Below are 13988 nucleotides of genomic sequence, written 5' to 3'. Positions count from 1 at the left end.
CGTTTTTGTTTAGCGTTCTGTTAAGGAATCGGCTGCTATTCTGGAACTGATTTCCGATCCGGCGCGTTCACGCTCTGCCTTCGTGGTGACCTCGCGCTAGTTGATCCTATAGGCCGCATGAGCGGATCCTGACTGAACCTGCCCTCCCGCCTCCATCGTCATCTTGCCAGACAAAGGAGCATGTCATGTTGCTTCCCGTTGGTGCCGTGTCCGTCGTGGGTGTGTCCGTGGAAAAGCCTGTCGTCGCAACGCCTGAAACCTCGGGGCTTCAGACGGCGGCAACGCCTGTGGCGGTTTTGTCGAATGCCATCAATACCGGCGTCGAGGGCAAGCTGAACATGCTCCTCGTTGCCGCCCGCGAGCGCATGTTCGATAGCCTGCTATCCGCCATCGATGCCGCCAGTGCAGCGCTCGGCGTCGCGCGCAAGCCGGACGAAAGCAATGCCAGCTTCGCACAGCGTGTGGTGGCCGCCATCCGCAGCCTGCCGCCGGAGCAGCTTGCGGCCGCGCAACAGCGGCTCGATGCGCAGATGAGCCCAAGCGTGCCGTTGCCTTTGCTTGCCGAGGTTTTGGAAGAGCCCGAAAGCCCGCAAGCGGTCCAGTTGGCGCTCAATCTCGAACAGGCGTCGGCAGCCGAACCGGATGCCGTGCTGAAAGCCGTCGTCAATTCCTACGGCCAGAACGCCGGGGAGACCGGACCGATCGCAGGCCAGTCCCTGGCGGCGCCTCTACAAAAGGCGATCGATGCCACGAGCACACCGATGGCGGGTTTGGCTCCTCCTTCGGAAGAGACTGCCATGAGCGCCGCAAACCTGGCTGCCGCGTCGCCTATATCGAAAGAAACGCAACAACTCGGTACCGCGCCGCAAGCCGCACCTGCTGCCACGGCGGAGACGCCAACGGCAATCGCTCCGCAAAACGCGACAGCTCCGGTGACAACGCAAGCCGCACAGACAGCAGTACAGGTAGTTCCAACCTTGGAAGCGCCTGTACCGGCGATAGCGCAATTCGGAAGTTCCAGCATGCCGCAGGCTACAGCCGCGAGCGGCGGTGCGGCCGCGGCCCAAACTACGCAGCCATTACAGCTTGCAGCACTGGTCGACGATCTGGCGGCAAGTGCCTTGATAGCAGCGATTGCAGCCGAAGCCGAGATCCCGACGGAAGTGGCGATGATCAGATCGCCGCTGACGCCGCCATCCGTGCCGCGCGATATCCAGCAGATTCAGGCCGATCTCAAACAGGGGCTGCAGGTCGTTATCGGGCCGCCTGCGATGGCGGCGAGTGCCGATCTCCTGCAGATCATCAAAAATCCATCCTCATCCGTGGAAAAGATCATCGCACAGGCGCTGACGGGCAATGCAGCGGCAGAGCAACCGTCGTCGCAGCAGCCGATTAACGATCATGGCAGAGCATCCGCCATGATCGTGCCTGCTTCCTTGGCGGATCAGCAGGAGACACCCGCGGCCATGCTTTCGGGAAAAGCGCCGCTGCCGGTTTCCTCTGTAATGTCCGCCCCTGTCTATGAGGCTGCTGAGCAGGCAGCCATGTCTGCGCCACTGCCGCCTGGCGTTCCCTTCGTCGTGGCAAATTATCTGCCGGCGGAGACACCCGTCAAAAACCGCGAATCGAAACTACTCAATCGCGTTGATCCCGTTGGCGATGAGGATGGTGGCCAAACGCCCGATGAGGACATGCCGCAGGATCGTCACCACGATGACGAAGAGGCCGGCAGCGACGCGCAGTCGGTTCAGACGGCGGAAGGGCAAGCGGGAGTCGTAGAGGAAGCAGCCGTCCCCTCGCCGAATGATCGCAGCAGGCCGGATCTCGCCGCCTTGCCTCAGCCATTGCGCGATCCCCTGCAAGACCATGCTTTCGATTTCTACCGACGGATGGTGGCCTGGGAATAGGTCGCCAGGCAGCAGACAGCGATGCAGCTGTGGCTAGAGCGGTTCAGCTTTTCATGGAATCCCGCAACCGCTCTATCTCTTTGTTTTCAAGCAATTCCTGACGGAAAACCGCCGCGCACTTTTCCTGGAATTGCTCTAGCGGACAAAGAAAAACCCGCCGGATCGCTCCGGCGGGTCTTTTGTTTCCAGGCTTCGACCGAAGATTATTCGGCGTTGCGGTTCTTCAGAGCCGCACCCAGGATGTCGCCGAGCGAAGCGCCCGAGTCGGACGAACCGAACTGAGCAACGGCTTCCTTCTCTTCTGCGATTTCCAGAGCCTTGATGGACAGCATGATCTTGCGGTCCTTCTTGGAGAAGTTGGTGACGCGAGCGTCGACAACCTGACCGACAGAGAAACGCTCAGGGCGCTGCTCGTCACGGTCACGCGACAGATCGGCGCGGCGGATGAACGAGGTCATGTCTTCGTGGTTGACGAGCTTGACTTCGATGCCGCCGTCGTTGACTGCGATGACTTCGCAGGAAACGACTGCATTCTTGCGCAGGTCGCCGGAAGCTGCTGCTTCGCCGACTGCATCCTTGCCGAGCTGCTTGATGCCGAGCGAGATGCGTTCCTTCTCGACGTCAACGTCGAGAACGACAGCCTTGACGACGTCACCCTTGTTGAACTCTTCGATGACCTGTTCGCCCGGACGGTTCCAGTCGAGGTCGGAGAGGTGAACCATGCCGTCCACATCGCCGTCGAGGCCGATGAACAGGCCGAATTCGGTCTTGTTCTTGACTTCGCCTTCGACTTCGGTGCCAGCCGGATGGTTGCGGGCGAATGCTGCCCACGGATTTTCCAGCGTCTGCTTCAGGCCGAGCGAGATACGACGCTTGGTCGGATCCACTTCGAGAACGACAACTTCGACTTCCTGGCTCGTGGACAGGATCTTGCCGGGGTGAACGTTCTTCTTGGTCCAGGACATTTCCGAGATGTGGATGAGGCCTTCGATGCCCGGCTCCAGCTCGACGAACGCACCGTAGTCGGTGATGTTCGTGACAGTACCGGAAATCTTCTTGCCTTCCGGATACTTGGCCTGGATGCCATCCCACGGATCGCTCTCGAGCTGCTTCATGCCGAGCGAGATACGATGGGTTTCCTGGTTGATGCGGATGATCTGTACCTTGACCTGCTGGCCGATGGACAGGATTTCCGACGGATGGTTCACACGGCGCCATGCCATGTCGGTGACGTGCAGCAGGCCGTCGATGCCGCCGAGGTCAACGAACGCACCGTAATCGGTGATGTTCTTGACGACGCCGTCAACAACCTGGCCTTCTTCGAGGTTCTGAACGATTTCAGAACGCTGCTCGGCACGGGACTCTTCCAGAACCGTACGACGCGAAACGACGATGTTGCCGCGGCGCTTGTCCATCTTGAGGATTTCGAAGGGCTGCGGGTTGTGCATCAGCGGGGTAACGTCGCGGATCGGGCGAATGTCGACCTGCGAACGCGGCAGGAAGGCGATAGCGCCGTCGAGATCGACGGTGAAGCCACCCTTGACCTGGTTGAAGATAACGCCTTCAACGCGCTCGCCAGCTTCGAACTTGGCTTCGAGCTTGATCCAGCTTTCCTCGCGGCGAGCCTTTTCGCGCGACAGAACAGCTTCGCCAAGTGCGTTTTCGATGCGCTCGACGTAGACTTCGACTTCGTCGCCAACCTTGAGCGTGCCGTCCTTGGCGCGTGCACCGAATTCCTTCAGCGCGATGCGGCCTTCGACCTTGAGGCCGACGTCGACAACGGCAACGTCCTTCTCGATGGCGGTGATGATGCCCTTGGTGACATAGCCTTCAGCCAGGTCGTTCTTGGCAAAGGATTCTTCGAGAAGAGCTGCGAAATCTTCGCGAGAGGGGGAAGTTACAGACATAAAATCTCCTGGCGTGTTCCGATCATGCGATCTGAACACTGACGCGCCGGTGGTTCGCGTTAAACAGGCCTGACCCCAGTCCGCCTCCCTTTCGGGAAGCTATCCGGCGCTTGGACGGAATGTCAGGCTATTTGAAATCGGCGGTTCCGGGCGCGAAGCGCGCGAAGGCCGCTCATATTTTCAGGCATTTCGGCTCAGAGCGGCGTCGATGATCGATTTTGCCGTCTGAAACGCCGCTTCTATACTCATTTCTGAGGTATCAAGCAAGTATGCCTCTTCAGCCGGTTTCAGCGGGCTGTCGGTGCGGCCCATATCGCGCTCGTCGCGCCGTTTCACATCCGCGAAAATGGCGTCGTAATCGGCGCTGCCTCCGGCGTCTATGATCTCTTCAAAGCGGCGTCTGGCGCGCACCTCGGCCGAGGCCGTCACATAGAGCTTCACCGGCGCATCCTGGCAAACGACGGTACCGATATCGCGGCCATCGAGCACCGCGCCCGGTGTCTTCAAGGCAAAACGGCGCTGCGCATCGACAAGCGCCCGGCGCACGGCCGGCATGACGGCGATTTTCGATGCCGCTTCGCCGATCTCGTGGCGGGAGAGAACGGTTCGATCGAGACCGGCAAGATCGACCTTGCGCGCCATGTCTTCGGCAATGGTCTCGTCGTCAAGCGACAGCCCGGCATCGAGCAGGGCCTTGGCTGTGGCGCGGTAGGTGAGGCCGGTGTCGAGATGATGATAGCCGTAGGTTTCGGCGATCCGGCGCGCTAGGGTTCCCTTGCCGGCAGCCGCAGGTCCGTCGATGGCAATGATCATGTCGTCTTCTATCCCCAGCCTGCATTCCGATGTTATTTGCCGTAGCGCCGCACCAGATCGGCCATTTCGGCGGCTTCGGTGCGATCGATCGCCGACAGGCCCTCGGCCACGCCCTGTCGGTCGGCTATCGGCCGGTTCTGGCTTACCTTCCATTTGCCGTCAATCGTTTCGATGTCGATTTCGATGCCGATGATCCCCTTCAGCTGAGCCGAGACGAATTCCGGCGGGGCATCGTCGACCGCCCAGGGCTGGGCCCGGTCGCTCTCGTTCTCCCCGGTCAGCGCATCGATCTGCGTGCGAAGCCAGGCGGGATCTTCGATCGTCCGTGCGCTGCCGCGAACCTGGACGATCGCATAGTTCCAGGTCGGCACCACCTTGCCCGTTTCGCGCTTCGTCGCGTACCAGGATGGCGTGATGTAGGTATCGGCGCCCTGGAAGACGACGAGCACCGGCGCGCCAGCGGCAATCTCCTTCCATTGTCCGTTCGCCCTGGCCAGGTGCGCCTGCAGCGTGCCCTTGGGCGAAAGCGACGTGTTGAGATGAAACGGCACGGCATTGGCGATCAGCCCGCCGTCACCCGCCGTAATCAGCATGCCGAGCGGATGCGCGCGGATCAGCTGGTGCTGCGTTCCGAGATCGTCTTCGCGGTGATGTGGCGGCTGATACATGGCGTCTGTCCGTTTGCTGCGCCATTTTCGCGAAGCCGGCCGAGGCGGGCTTAGAATGGCCAAGGGAAACTCTTTATCAATGCAGGGCTTCGAGCGTCGCGCCCATTCTTGTCACGATAGCAAAAAATCGAGCCGGACCGGTAGCGATGATCGCGGCGCTGCCTGCTCGTGTTGCAACGCTTGAAAAGCATGTATTCGCGAGCATGAAGTTTAGCTTTGACAGAAACGACCTTAACGATTAAGGGGACCGGCTGATATTTCCCTTAAATCGCCGGCTTCCCCGGCATTGCCGAATTTGCGTTCGGCCATTCATGAGGCTTTGACAGTGGCGAAAGCGGAACTTGGAACAAAACGTACCGACCCCGATAACGGCAAGAAGTTCTATGACCTGAACCGGAATCCGGTGGTCTCGCCCTATACCGGCAAGTCCTGGCCCTTGTCGTTCTTCGAAGAAACCTCTGCTTCCAAGGAAGCTCCGGAGGAAGAAGAAGTGGCCGAAGTCGATACCGAAAACACGGAAGTCGAACTGGTCTCGCTCGAGGATGCCGAAGATTCATCCAACGGCGACGACATTCCGGACATGGGCGATGACGACGTCGAAATCGACGACGATGACGACGATACCTTCCTCGAAGCCGACGAAGATGAAGACGATGACGACATGAGCGACATCATCGGCGTCACCGGCGACGACGACGACGTCTGATCCAGACACAATCGGCCCGGCGAACAAGAAAAGTTTCCCGGGCCGAATTTTTCGGCTTGCTATCTGTGAAAACCACAAGTAATAAGCCGCCACCCCGACGGGCGAAGCGCTCGAAAGGGACCCAGGGCCGGTAAAACGGCACCATCTTGATGGGGCTATAGCTCAGCTGGGAGAGCGCTTGCATGGCATGCAAGAGGTCAGCGGTTCGATCCCGCTTAGCTCCACCACGCTTCGCCCTTACGGGCTTCGCGTGGCGCAGCCGCGGGAAACCGCTAGGCCGAAGCAGTGTCCGGCATAGCCCGCAGGGCGACGACGGGCTGAAATTAAGCAAAATATTTCCAAGTATAAAGACAATTGCGGTTGTACATAGAATTTGCGTTCGAATTACCGAATGCCAATCGAGCGAGATGCGGATGTGGTACGTTTACATCCTTCAAAGCGCGAATTTTCCTGATCAGCAATATACCGGATTGACCTCGGACCTTAAGCGGCGGCTTGCCGACCACAATGCTGGCAAGTCGGCTCACACCGCGAAGTTCATGCCCTGGATTATCCTTTGGTATTCGGCATTTCCGGACAAGTATCGGGCATTGGAGTTTGAGGCTTATCTGAAATCCCACTCAGGCAGGGCATTTGCAAAGAAGAGGCTGCTCCCATAAGTGAGCTCGTTTTCTTATCACGGATGATTTGATCCATCCTCCGCATCCTCCAAGCTTCATGCTAGCCTGTTCTTCTCCTTAACCTCACTCCGATTCGGCCATGACCAGACAGCGCCGCCGTCGTCTTATCAGGACCCGTCGCACGGTGACGGGGCTTTCGCTTGTCGCGACGATTGCCTTCCTCGCCGGTATGACCGATGCGGTCGGGTTGATGCTCACCGGGAATTTCGTGTCGTTCATGACCGGGAATACGACGCGGGCGGCGATTGCTGTGGGGACGGGGGATTTCGGGCATGCGGCGGTGCTTTTCGCGGCTATTTTTACCTTCATCGGCGGCAATGCACTCGGGATCGTCATTGCGCATCTTGCCGCGCGGCGAGCTTTTGTCGTGCTTGCCTGTGTCGGCCTTCTTCTGGCGATAGCGGCCGGCGTGACGGAGCCGGGTTTGGTGCTCGTGCAGTTCTATCTGGTGGTGCTGGCCATGGGCATGGTCAACGCGACTGTCGAGCATATCGAGGGCCTGCCGATCGGGCTGACCTATGTGACGGGCGCGCTCTCGCGCTTCGGCCGGGGCATCGGTCGCTTTCTGCTGGGCGACCGGGATTTTGCCTGGACGGTGCAGATCGTCCCCTGGAGCGGCATGATATCGGGCGCCGTCTGCGGCGCGATCCTTGCCAACTCACTTGGTGCGGGCGCGCTCTGGCTGGTGTCGGCTATGGCGTTTTCGCTGGCCCTGGCAACGCTCTTCATTCCCCGCCCGCTGCAACGCCGCTTCAACCAGCGGCTGATGATTGCATCATCGATGGCGCGGCGAGCGAAATAGCCGCATTGCAGCGCACAAAAATCTGCTAGGGAGAATGTGAATCGTTTTGCCGACAAGCTGAAGGATATGCCGTGTTCGTTTTTTCGAAACTTGTCTGGATTTTCGGTCAGCCGCTGTCGCTGGCATTTCTCTTCGGTTTTCTGGCGCTTCTGGCCGCACTTTTGCGCTGGCGCGCGACGACCATCATCACCTCGCTCTTGTCTGTCCTCGTGCTATTCGTCGCGCTTTATACGACCGCGGGCGCCTATATCGTCCAGGGGCTCGAAGAGCGCTTTCCGCGGGCTGCTGCCGATCCGGCGGACCTCAAGTGCATGATCGTGCTCGGTGGCGCCACGCAGAACGAGGTGACGACGGCGCGCGGCGGCTACGAGCTTGATTCGGCGGGCGATCGTCTCGTCGAGGCGCTGCGGCTGGCGCAGAAGTATCCGCAGGCGCGCATCGTCATCTCCGGCGGCGATGGTTCGCTTGGCGGCACCTACGAGGGTGATGCCGTTATCTCCGAACGCTTCTTTACCGCCCTCGGCATCCCCACGAGCCGGATGGTAGAAGACAGGACCTCGCGCACGACCTTCGAAAATGCCGTCAACACGAAGGAACTGCTGGCACAGAACGGTCTTTCGGATTGCCTGCTCATCACGTCAGGCTTCCATATGCCACGCTCGATGGGCATCTTCCGCAAGCAGGGCATTCCCGTCGTGCCGTGGCCGGTCGATTATCGCAGCACGGGCAAGGAAACGCTTCGCCTCGATTTCACTCAACCGTCGCTGAACGCCCAGTTACTGGCGACCGGCGTGCGCGAGTGGGTCGGTCTCGTCGGCTACTACGCCGTCGGCCGCACATCGGCGCTTTATCCCGGGCCGTAACAGGTGTCCGGGCCGTGAGCCTATTTCTTTGAGATGGTAACGAACTTGACGCCGCGCACCCTGACGGTGATCTCGCAGGCGTCCTCGCCATCCTTGCGGTCGCAGAAGTGAGGGTGCATTTTCATGACCAGCACCATGTTGCCGAAGCGCTGGATGAAGTCGTAGCCGTAGATCTGCGCGGTGGCGACAAGGATATAGCCGCCTTCAGCGACCTGGACGTAGAAATTATAGGGGCAGCCTTCATCCGTGCAGTAGGGGCCTTTTTCGCCCTTGCAGGTGATCTCGCCTTCGTTGATGACGATATCGTTCAGCTTGTCGTTGTTGATATCCTGCACCGTCGAGAAGCGATCGCCGAAGCTCACTTGGCCATCGCAGCTCTTGGTGAAGTGTTCCTTCTCGAACGCCACGGGATCCTGCAGGATCGACTGCTGCGCCTGCGCCACGGCAGGCATGATCACGAATGCGATGAGATTGAGGATCACGATCAGCAGGGATTTCACGGGGGTATTCCTTTTCGAAGCGCCGTCGCGGCCGCCGATGTCGCCGCAACCGCCGCGACATCTTTACACGCTCCTGCTTGCGCGGCCCTTGCCGTCGTGATTCATTTCAGCAAAATCGCCGGTGTCCCGTTGGAGTTCTCGATGTCGCTTCTCTCGTTTCTGGATTATGCCGGCGTCGCCCTCTTTGCCGCGACTGGCGCGCTCTCGGCCTCGCGAAAGCAGCTGGATCTGATCGGTTTTCTCTTTCTTGCGGCGGTGACCGGCATTGGCGGCGGCACGCTGCGAGACATCGTCCTCGGGAGAGTGCCCGTTTTCTGGGTGCTGAACCCGACCTACATCATCATCTGCGCCGTGGTCGGCGTCTTGTTCTTTTTCACCGCGCATCTGTTCGAATCGCGCTATCGGCTTCTTCTCTGGCTCGATGCTGTGGGATTGTCGGCCTACTGCGTGATGGGGGCCGCCAAGGGAATGGCGGCCACGGGCTCGCCCACGGTCGCCATCGTAACCGGAGCGTTGACGGCCACCTTCGGTGGCATCCTGCGCGATCTCCTGGCAAATGAGCCGTCCGTGCTGTTGCGGCCGGAGATCTACGTCACCGCCGCGATCGTCGGCGCCGGCGTCTTCACGGCGGCCAATTCAACGATGCTGCCGCTTTACGCGTCAGCCGGGTTGGGAGTAGCCGCCGCCTTCGCGGTGCGTGGCGGGGCTCTGTGGTTCGGCTGGACGTTCCCGACCTATCATCATAAGCCAGGGCGGCATCCGGACGATGTGATGTGAGGAGTGCGCTTGCTGTGCAACGGCGCCGACAGCAGCGAGAGGCTTAGCGCTGCTGCTTGCGGCGCAGGCGGATCACCACGTCGACATGGGCGATTTCCATGCCCTTGGGCGGTTCCGGCAGATTGCCGATCGTCAGATTGCTGATCGGAATATCCAGCACCTCATTGTGGCCTTCCACGAAGAAGTGATGGTGATCGGAAACGTTGGTGTCGAAATAGGTCTTGGCGCTTTCGACGGCGAGAACGCGGATCATGCCGGCCTCGGTAAATTGATGCAGCGTGTTGTAGACGGTTGCGAGAGAGACCGGCACGCCGGCGGCGACAGCTTCCTCGTGCAGCTCTTCCACGGTCAGGTGCCGGTCGCCCTTGGCGAAAAGAAGATCACCCAGCGCGATCCGCTGCCTGGTCGGCCTCAAGCCGACATTGCGCAGCCTGGTCTCGATCGCGATTTCGGCTTCTTCCGCCATTCAGGGACTCCGGATTCCTGATTTCCATAATTCTTCTCATAGCCATATAACTTTTGCCTTGATTGCTTTCAATAGTTTCGATGGGGTGGGAAGGTGCTGAAAAGCCGGAAAAATCGGGCTTTTGGCGTATTTGCCACTGGTCGCAGCTCTGGCGTTCCTGTATGCGACCACCACATAAGAGCTGGTGCCTTCAGTCGAATAGACGAATGAGAGTGTGATGGTTGCGCTTCATTTTCTGTCGATCTTGCACTAAAGCTTCACATCCATCGGCATTCATGCGGGGGAAACGGAATTTTATGACGACGAGACAATCCAGCTTCAATTACGAGGAAATCCTGTCCTGTGGCCGCGGCGAGCTGTTCGGCCCGGGCAATGCACAGCTTCCCCTGCCACCGATGCTGATGGTCCATCGCATTACCGATATTTCCGAAACCGGTGGCGCCTTCGACAAGGGCTATATCCGCGCCGAATATGACGTGCGCCCAGATGATTGGTATTTTCCCTGCCATTTCGCCGGCAATCCCATCATGCCGGGCTGCCTCGGCCTCGACGGCATGTGGCAGCTGACCGGCTTCTTCCTCGGTTGGCTCGGCGAGCCCGGTCGCGGCATGGCGCTTTCGACGGGCGAAGTGAAGTTCAAGGGCATGGTTCGTCCCGACACGAAGCTGCTCGAATACGGCATCGACTTCAAGCGCGTCATGCGTGGCCGCCTGGTTCTCGGCACGGCCGACGGCTGGCTGAAGGCTGACGGCGAAACCATTTATCAGGCGACAGACCTTCGTGTAGGCCTGTCAAAGGACAAGGTTGCCTGAGCCGCGGCGCTGCCGCCTCCACCAAGACAGACTGTTTAAGAAAAGGTCACCGACATGAGACGGGTAGTTGTTACGGGTCTGGGTATTGTCTCTTCGATTGGAAACGATGCTCAAGAAGTGACCGCCTCGCTGCGCGACGCCAAATCCGGCATTTCTTTCTCTTCCGATTTCGCCGAGCATGGCTTCAAATGCCAGGTTTGGGGCGCACCGAAGATCGATACGACCGACTTGGTGGATCGTCGCGCCATGCGCTTCCTGTCGCAGGGCGGTGCCTGGAATCACGTCGCCATGAAGCAGGCGATCGCCGATAGTGGTCTCGAAGAAAGCGACATCACCAACGAGCGTACCGGCATCATCATGGGTTCCGGCGGCCCGTCGACCCGCACGTTGATCGAGGCCGCCGACATCACCCGCAAGAACAACAGCCCGAAGCGCATCGGCCCGTTTGCCGTGCCGAAGTCGATGTCCTCGACCGCGTCGGCCACGCTTGCGACTTGGTTCAAGATCCACGGCGTCAACTATTCCATCTCGTCCGCCTGCTCCACCTCGGCGCACTGCATCGGCAATGCCGCCGAAATGATCCAGTGGGGCAAGCAGGACGTCATGTTCGCCGGCGGTCATGAGGATCTCGACTGGACGATGTCGAACCTTTTCGACGCCATGGGCGCCATGTCCTCCGACTTCAACGAGAATCACCCGGAAGCCGCTTCGCGCGCCTATGACGCCAATCGCGATGGCTTCGTCATCGCCGGCGGCGCCGGCGTGCTCGTCCTGGAAGAGCTCGAACATGCCAAGGCTCGCGGCGCCAAGATCTATGCCGAGATCGTCGGCTACGGCGCCACCTCCGATGGCTACGACATGGTCGCGCCGTCGGGCGAAGGTGCCGTGCGCTGCATGCGCCAGGCGCTCGCCACCGTGAAGGGCGATATCGACTACATCAACAGCCACGGCACCTCGACGCCGGTGGGCGACAGCAAGGAAATCGGCGCGATCCGCGAAGTGTTTGGCGACAAGATCCCGCCGATCCAGTCGACCAAGTCGCTGACGGGCCATTCACTCGGCGCAGCAGGCGTTCAGGAATCGATCTACTCGATCCTGATGATGCAGGAGCGTTTCATCGGCGAAAGCGCTCATATCACCGAACTCGATCCGGAATTCGCAGGCGTGCCGATCGTGCGCAAGCGCATCGACGATGCCAAGATCGACATCGCTCTTTCCAATTCCTTCGGCTTCGGCGGCACCAACGCCACGCTCGTATTCCAGCGCTACAACGGATAAGGCAATGACGGGAATCATGCAGGGTAAACGCGGCCTCATCATGGGCGTCGCAAACAATCACTCGATTGCCTGGGGTATTTCGAAGGCGCTTGCAGCCGAAGGCGCCGAACTGGCGTTCACATTTCAGGGCGAGGCGCTCGGCAAGCGCGTCAAGCCGCTCGCAGCCGAAGTCGGTTCTGATTTTCTTCTGCCCTGCGATGTCGAGGATATCGCTTCGGTCGACAGCGTCTTCAACGAAATCAAGGCGCGCTGGGGCAAGCTGGATTTCATCGTCCACGCTATCGGCTTCTCCGACAAGAACGAGCTGAAGGGCCTCTATGCCAACACCACGCGGGAGAATTTCACCCGCACCATGGTGATTTCGTGCTTCTCCTTCACCGAGATCGCCAAGCGCGCCGCGGAATTGATGACAGATGGCGGCAGCATGCTGACGCTGACTTATAACGGCTCCACGCGCGTGATCCCGAACTACAATGTCATGGGCGTTGCCAAGGCGGCCCTCGAAGCGTCCGTTCGCTATCTTGCCGCTGACTACGGCCCCCGCGGCATCCGCGTCAACGCCGTTTCCGCCGGCCCGATCCGCACGCTCGCCGGCGCCGGCATTTCCGATGCGCGCGCCATCCTGTCGTGGAACCAGCGCAACGCGCCGCTGCGCAAATCGGTCACCATCGATCAGGTCGGTTCGTCGTCGCTTTACCTGCTGTCGGATCTGTCGGCGGGCGTGACCGGCGAGATTCATTTCGTCGATGCCGGCTACAACATCACCTCGATGCCGACGCTGGAAGCGCTGTCGAGCGCCGATGCTGAATGATCCTCGGCGCTAGGGGTTGAAACGGCCTCGTCGAGTGCAAATTGGTAACGAGTTGGGGCCGCCGCGTGCGGCCCTAAGCTTTTGTGGAGGCCGGTTATTGCACCAGAACTGCATCTTCTGCCGCACAGCGGAATTGACCATCCTTGCCGACGGCGTTTGGGGTGACGAATATGTTTATGCGGTTCTGTGCGGGGAATGGGCTGAAAGAGAGCAAGGCCGATTACGGCAGGCGTAATCTACCGATCGCGCGGTGCCCCCCGTGATGTCGTGATACGGTCTGCAGCATGCTTGGATCAGGCGACAGGCGCGAATCGATAATGTCCCGTCCTCTGATAGGCAAACAGCGTGTCGTCCTCGCTTGCTCCTGCGCCAATATTCTGGATCACCAGCGGCCTCCCTGGCGCTTCGGTCGATGTCTTAGATGAGACGATGACGATGTGGGTGAGATTGCCCGGAAGCATCTGTGTGACGAGATCGCCGGGCCGATAGGTGGCGAAATCCTCGGAGAGTGGCAGTGCTGCCTTTCGCCTGGTGAAATAAACGGCAAGATTGGGCACGCGGCGGTGATCGATATTCGGGTCCGGCGCCTTCATGCCCCAAGCTTTGGGGTAGGCGGCAAAATTGGCCTTCATGTCTTCGTGCAGCAGAGCCTGCAGATCGAGGCCGAAAGCGCGGCGATAGGCGCGAATAACGACATCGGTGCAAACGCCACGATCAGGCGGTACATCTCCGCCCGGGTAGGTCAGTCTGACATAGGCGGGGTCATAAAGCGTGGTCACGCCGATTTGCGCTCTCGCTGCCTGGATCAGGGACAATGGCCAGCTCGGGGCGGCTGTGGCGGCGCGGCTCACCGTGGGCAATGAGGTCAGGGCAAGAAGACTGGCCTGCAATACCGTGCGGCGTGTAACGTCGGTCATCAGCGTCCCCTTCATACGACAACTCGCGGCTATTCAGGAGACGAACCTCTCTTCGAATCGAGGCGAATCTATGGATGCTTT

15 protein-coding genes and 1 tRNA gene are annotated in these 13988 nt (G+C 59.9%); 10 read left to right on the top strand and 6 right to left on the bottom strand.

Annotation, left to right across the window (positions count from 1 at the left end):
• The first annotated feature begins 185 nt into the window (after window positions 1-185).
• Window positions 186-1907, top strand: a complete 1722-nt coding sequence (locus HGP17_RS31820; RefSeq protein WP_168815711.1) for a hypothetical protein — start codon at window positions 186-188, stop codon at window positions 1905-1907.
• Window positions 1908-2110: 203 nt separating this feature from the next.
• Here the strand turns inward: HGP17_RS31820 and rpsA are convergent, their stop codons facing one another.
• The 3 genes from rpsA to HGP17_RS31805 form a co-directional block, all read right to left on the bottom strand.
• On the bottom strand, window positions 2111-3814 hold the full coding sequence (rpsA, locus tag HGP17_RS31815; protein WP_168815709.1) for a 30S ribosomal protein S1: 1704 nt from the start codon (window positions 3812-3814) through the stop codon (window positions 2111-2113).
• Between the two features lie 180 nt (window positions 3815-3994).
• Window positions 3995-4627: a (d)CMP kinase gene (cmk, locus tag HGP17_RS31810; RefSeq protein ID WP_168815707.1), complete on the bottom strand. Its 633-nt coding sequence runs from the start codon at window positions 4625-4627 to the stop codon at window positions 3995-3997.
• Between the two features lie 32 nt (window positions 4628-4659).
• On the bottom strand, window positions 4660-5295 hold the full coding sequence (locus HGP17_RS31805) for an FMN-binding negative transcriptional regulator (RefSeq protein ID WP_168815705.1): 636 nt from the start codon (window positions 5293-5295) through the stop codon (window positions 4660-4662).
• Window positions 5296-5620: 325 nt separating this feature from the next.
• Between HGP17_RS31805 and HGP17_RS31800 the strand changes: the two genes are divergently transcribed.
• The 5 genes from HGP17_RS31800 (at window position 5621) to HGP17_RS31780 (ending at window position 8346) form a co-directional block, all read left to right on the top strand.
• A complete protein-coding gene (locus tag HGP17_RS31800) occupies window positions 5621-6001 on the top strand; it encodes a TIGR02300 family protein (RefSeq protein WP_168815703.1) in 381 nt (126 codons plus the stop codon).
• Between the two features lie 151 nt (window positions 6002-6152).
• Window positions 6153-6228, top strand: a tRNA-Ala gene (locus tag HGP17_RS31795).
• A gap of 186 nt (window positions 6229-6414) precedes the next feature.
• Complete coding sequence (locus tag HGP17_RS31790; RefSeq protein WP_168815701.1) at window positions 6415-6660, top strand: GIY-YIG nuclease family protein; 246 nt, start codon at window positions 6415-6417, stop codon at window positions 6658-6660.
• A gap of 100 nt (window positions 6661-6760) precedes the next feature.
• Window positions 6761-7483, top strand: coding sequence for a YoaK family protein (locus tag HGP17_RS31785; RefSeq protein ID WP_168815700.1), 723 nt, complete (start codon window positions 6761-6763; stop codon window positions 7481-7483).
• A gap of 71 nt (window positions 7484-7554) precedes the next feature.
• Complete coding sequence (locus HGP17_RS31780) at window positions 7555-8346, top strand: YdcF family protein (protein WP_168815698.1); 792 nt, start codon at window positions 7555-7557, stop codon at window positions 8344-8346.
• A gap of 20 nt (window positions 8347-8366) precedes the next feature.
• On the opposite strand, the gene HGP17_RS31775 is transcribed toward HGP17_RS31780, so the two are convergent.
• Entirely contained in the window at window positions 8367-8846 is a 480-nt protein-coding gene (locus HGP17_RS31775; RefSeq protein ID WP_168815695.1) for a hypothetical protein, read from the bottom strand.
• A 141-nt stretch (window positions 8847-8987) separates the two neighbouring features.
• Between HGP17_RS31775 and HGP17_RS31770 the strand changes: the two genes are divergently transcribed.
• On the top strand, window positions 8988-9623 hold the full coding sequence (locus HGP17_RS31770) for a trimeric intracellular cation channel family protein (protein ID WP_168815693.1): 636 nt from the start codon (window positions 8988-8990) through the stop codon (window positions 9621-9623).
• Between the two features lie 43 nt (window positions 9624-9666).
• Here HGP17_RS31770 and irrA read toward each other — a convergent pair whose 3' ends face one another.
• The gene (gene irrA, locus HGP17_RS31765) at window positions 9667-10089 is read right to left on the bottom strand and encodes an iron response transcriptional regulator IrrA (protein WP_168815691.1); all 423 of its coding nucleotides are present in this window, start codon (window positions 10087-10089) and stop codon (window positions 9667-9669) included.
• A 296-nt stretch (window positions 10090-10385) separates the two neighbouring features.
• On the opposite strand from irrA, the gene fabA reads away from it, so the two are divergent.
• The 3 genes from fabA to fabI are packed head-to-tail and all read left to right on the top strand — an operon-like array spanning window position 10386 to window position 12990.
• Window positions 10386-10901: a 3-hydroxyacyl-[acyl-carrier-protein] dehydratase FabA gene (gene fabA / locus HGP17_RS31760; protein ID WP_015338264.1), complete on the top strand. Its 516-nt coding sequence runs from the start codon at window positions 10386-10388 to the stop codon at window positions 10899-10901.
• 54 nt (window positions 10902-10955) lie between these two features.
• Entirely contained in the window at window positions 10956-12179 is a 1224-nt protein-coding gene (fabB, locus tag HGP17_RS31755; protein ID WP_168815689.1) for a beta-ketoacyl-ACP synthase I, read from the top strand.
• Window positions 12180-12183: 4 nt separating this feature from the next.
• Window positions 12184-12990, top strand: coding sequence for an enoyl-ACP reductase FabI (gene fabI, locus HGP17_RS31750; RefSeq protein ID WP_168815687.1), 807 nt, complete (start codon window positions 12184-12186; stop codon window positions 12988-12990).
• Window positions 12991-13283: 293 nt separating this feature from the next.
• On the opposite strand, the gene HGP17_RS31745 is transcribed toward fabI, so the two are convergent.
• Entirely contained in the window at window positions 13284-13907 is a 624-nt protein-coding gene (locus HGP17_RS31745; protein ID WP_168815685.1) for a DUF1287 domain-containing protein, read from the bottom strand.
• Window positions 13908-13988: the final 81 nt, after the last annotated feature.

Source organism: Rhizobium sp. P38BS-XIX (genome assembly GCF_012641435.1).
Classification (GTDB): domain Bacteria; phylum Pseudomonadota; class Alphaproteobacteria; order Rhizobiales; family Rhizobiaceae; genus Rhizobium.
Note: the sequence above shows the minus strand (reverse complement) of the source record. Positions and strands in the feature narration are given on the sequence as shown.

What these genes read in the sequence shown, in the direction of transcription:
- HGP17_RS31820 (WP_168815711.1), top strand. Translation starts at nt 186, where the DNA reads ATGTTGCTTCCCGTTGGTGCCGTGTCCGTCGTGGGTGTGTCCGTGGAA.
- rpsA (WP_168815709.1), bottom strand. Translation starts at nt 3,814, where the DNA reads ATGTCTGTAACTTCCCCCTCTCGCGAAGATTTCGCAGCTCTTCTCGAA.
- cmk (WP_168815707.1), bottom strand. Translation starts at nt 4,627, where the DNA reads ATGATCATTGCCATCGACGGACCTGCGGCTGCCGGCAAGGGAACCCTA.
- HGP17_RS31805 (WP_168815705.1), bottom strand. Translation starts at nt 5,295, where the DNA reads ATGTATCAGCCGCCACATCACCGCGAAGACGATCTCGGAACGCAGCAC.
- HGP17_RS31790 (WP_168815701.1), top strand. Translation starts at nt 6,415, where the DNA reads ATGTGGTACGTTTACATCCTTCAAAGCGCGAATTTTCCTGATCAGCAA.
- HGP17_RS31785 (WP_168815700.1), top strand. Translation starts at nt 6,761, where the DNA reads ATGACCAGACAGCGCCGCCGTCGTCTTATCAGGACCCGTCGCACGGTG.
- HGP17_RS31770 (WP_168815693.1), top strand. Translation starts at nt 8,988, where the DNA reads ATGTCGCTTCTCTCGTTTCTGGATTATGCCGGCGTCGCCCTCTTTGCC.
- irrA (WP_168815691.1), bottom strand. Translation starts at nt 10,089, where the DNA reads ATGGCGGAAGAAGCCGAAATCGCGATCGAGACCAGGCTGCGCAATGTC.
- fabA (WP_015338264.1), top strand. Translation starts at nt 10,386, where the DNA reads ATGACGACGAGACAATCCAGCTTCAATTACGAGGAAATCCTGTCCTGT.
- fabB (WP_168815689.1), top strand. Translation starts at nt 10,956, where the DNA reads ATGAGACGGGTAGTTGTTACGGGTCTGGGTATTGTCTCTTCGATTGGA.
- fabI (WP_168815687.1), top strand. Translation starts at nt 12,184, where the DNA reads ATGACGGGAATCATGCAGGGTAAACGCGGCCTCATCATGGGCGTCGCA.
- HGP17_RS31745 (WP_168815685.1), bottom strand. Translation starts at nt 13,907, where the DNA reads ATGACCGACGTTACACGCCGCACGGTATTGCAGGCCAGTCTTCTTGCC.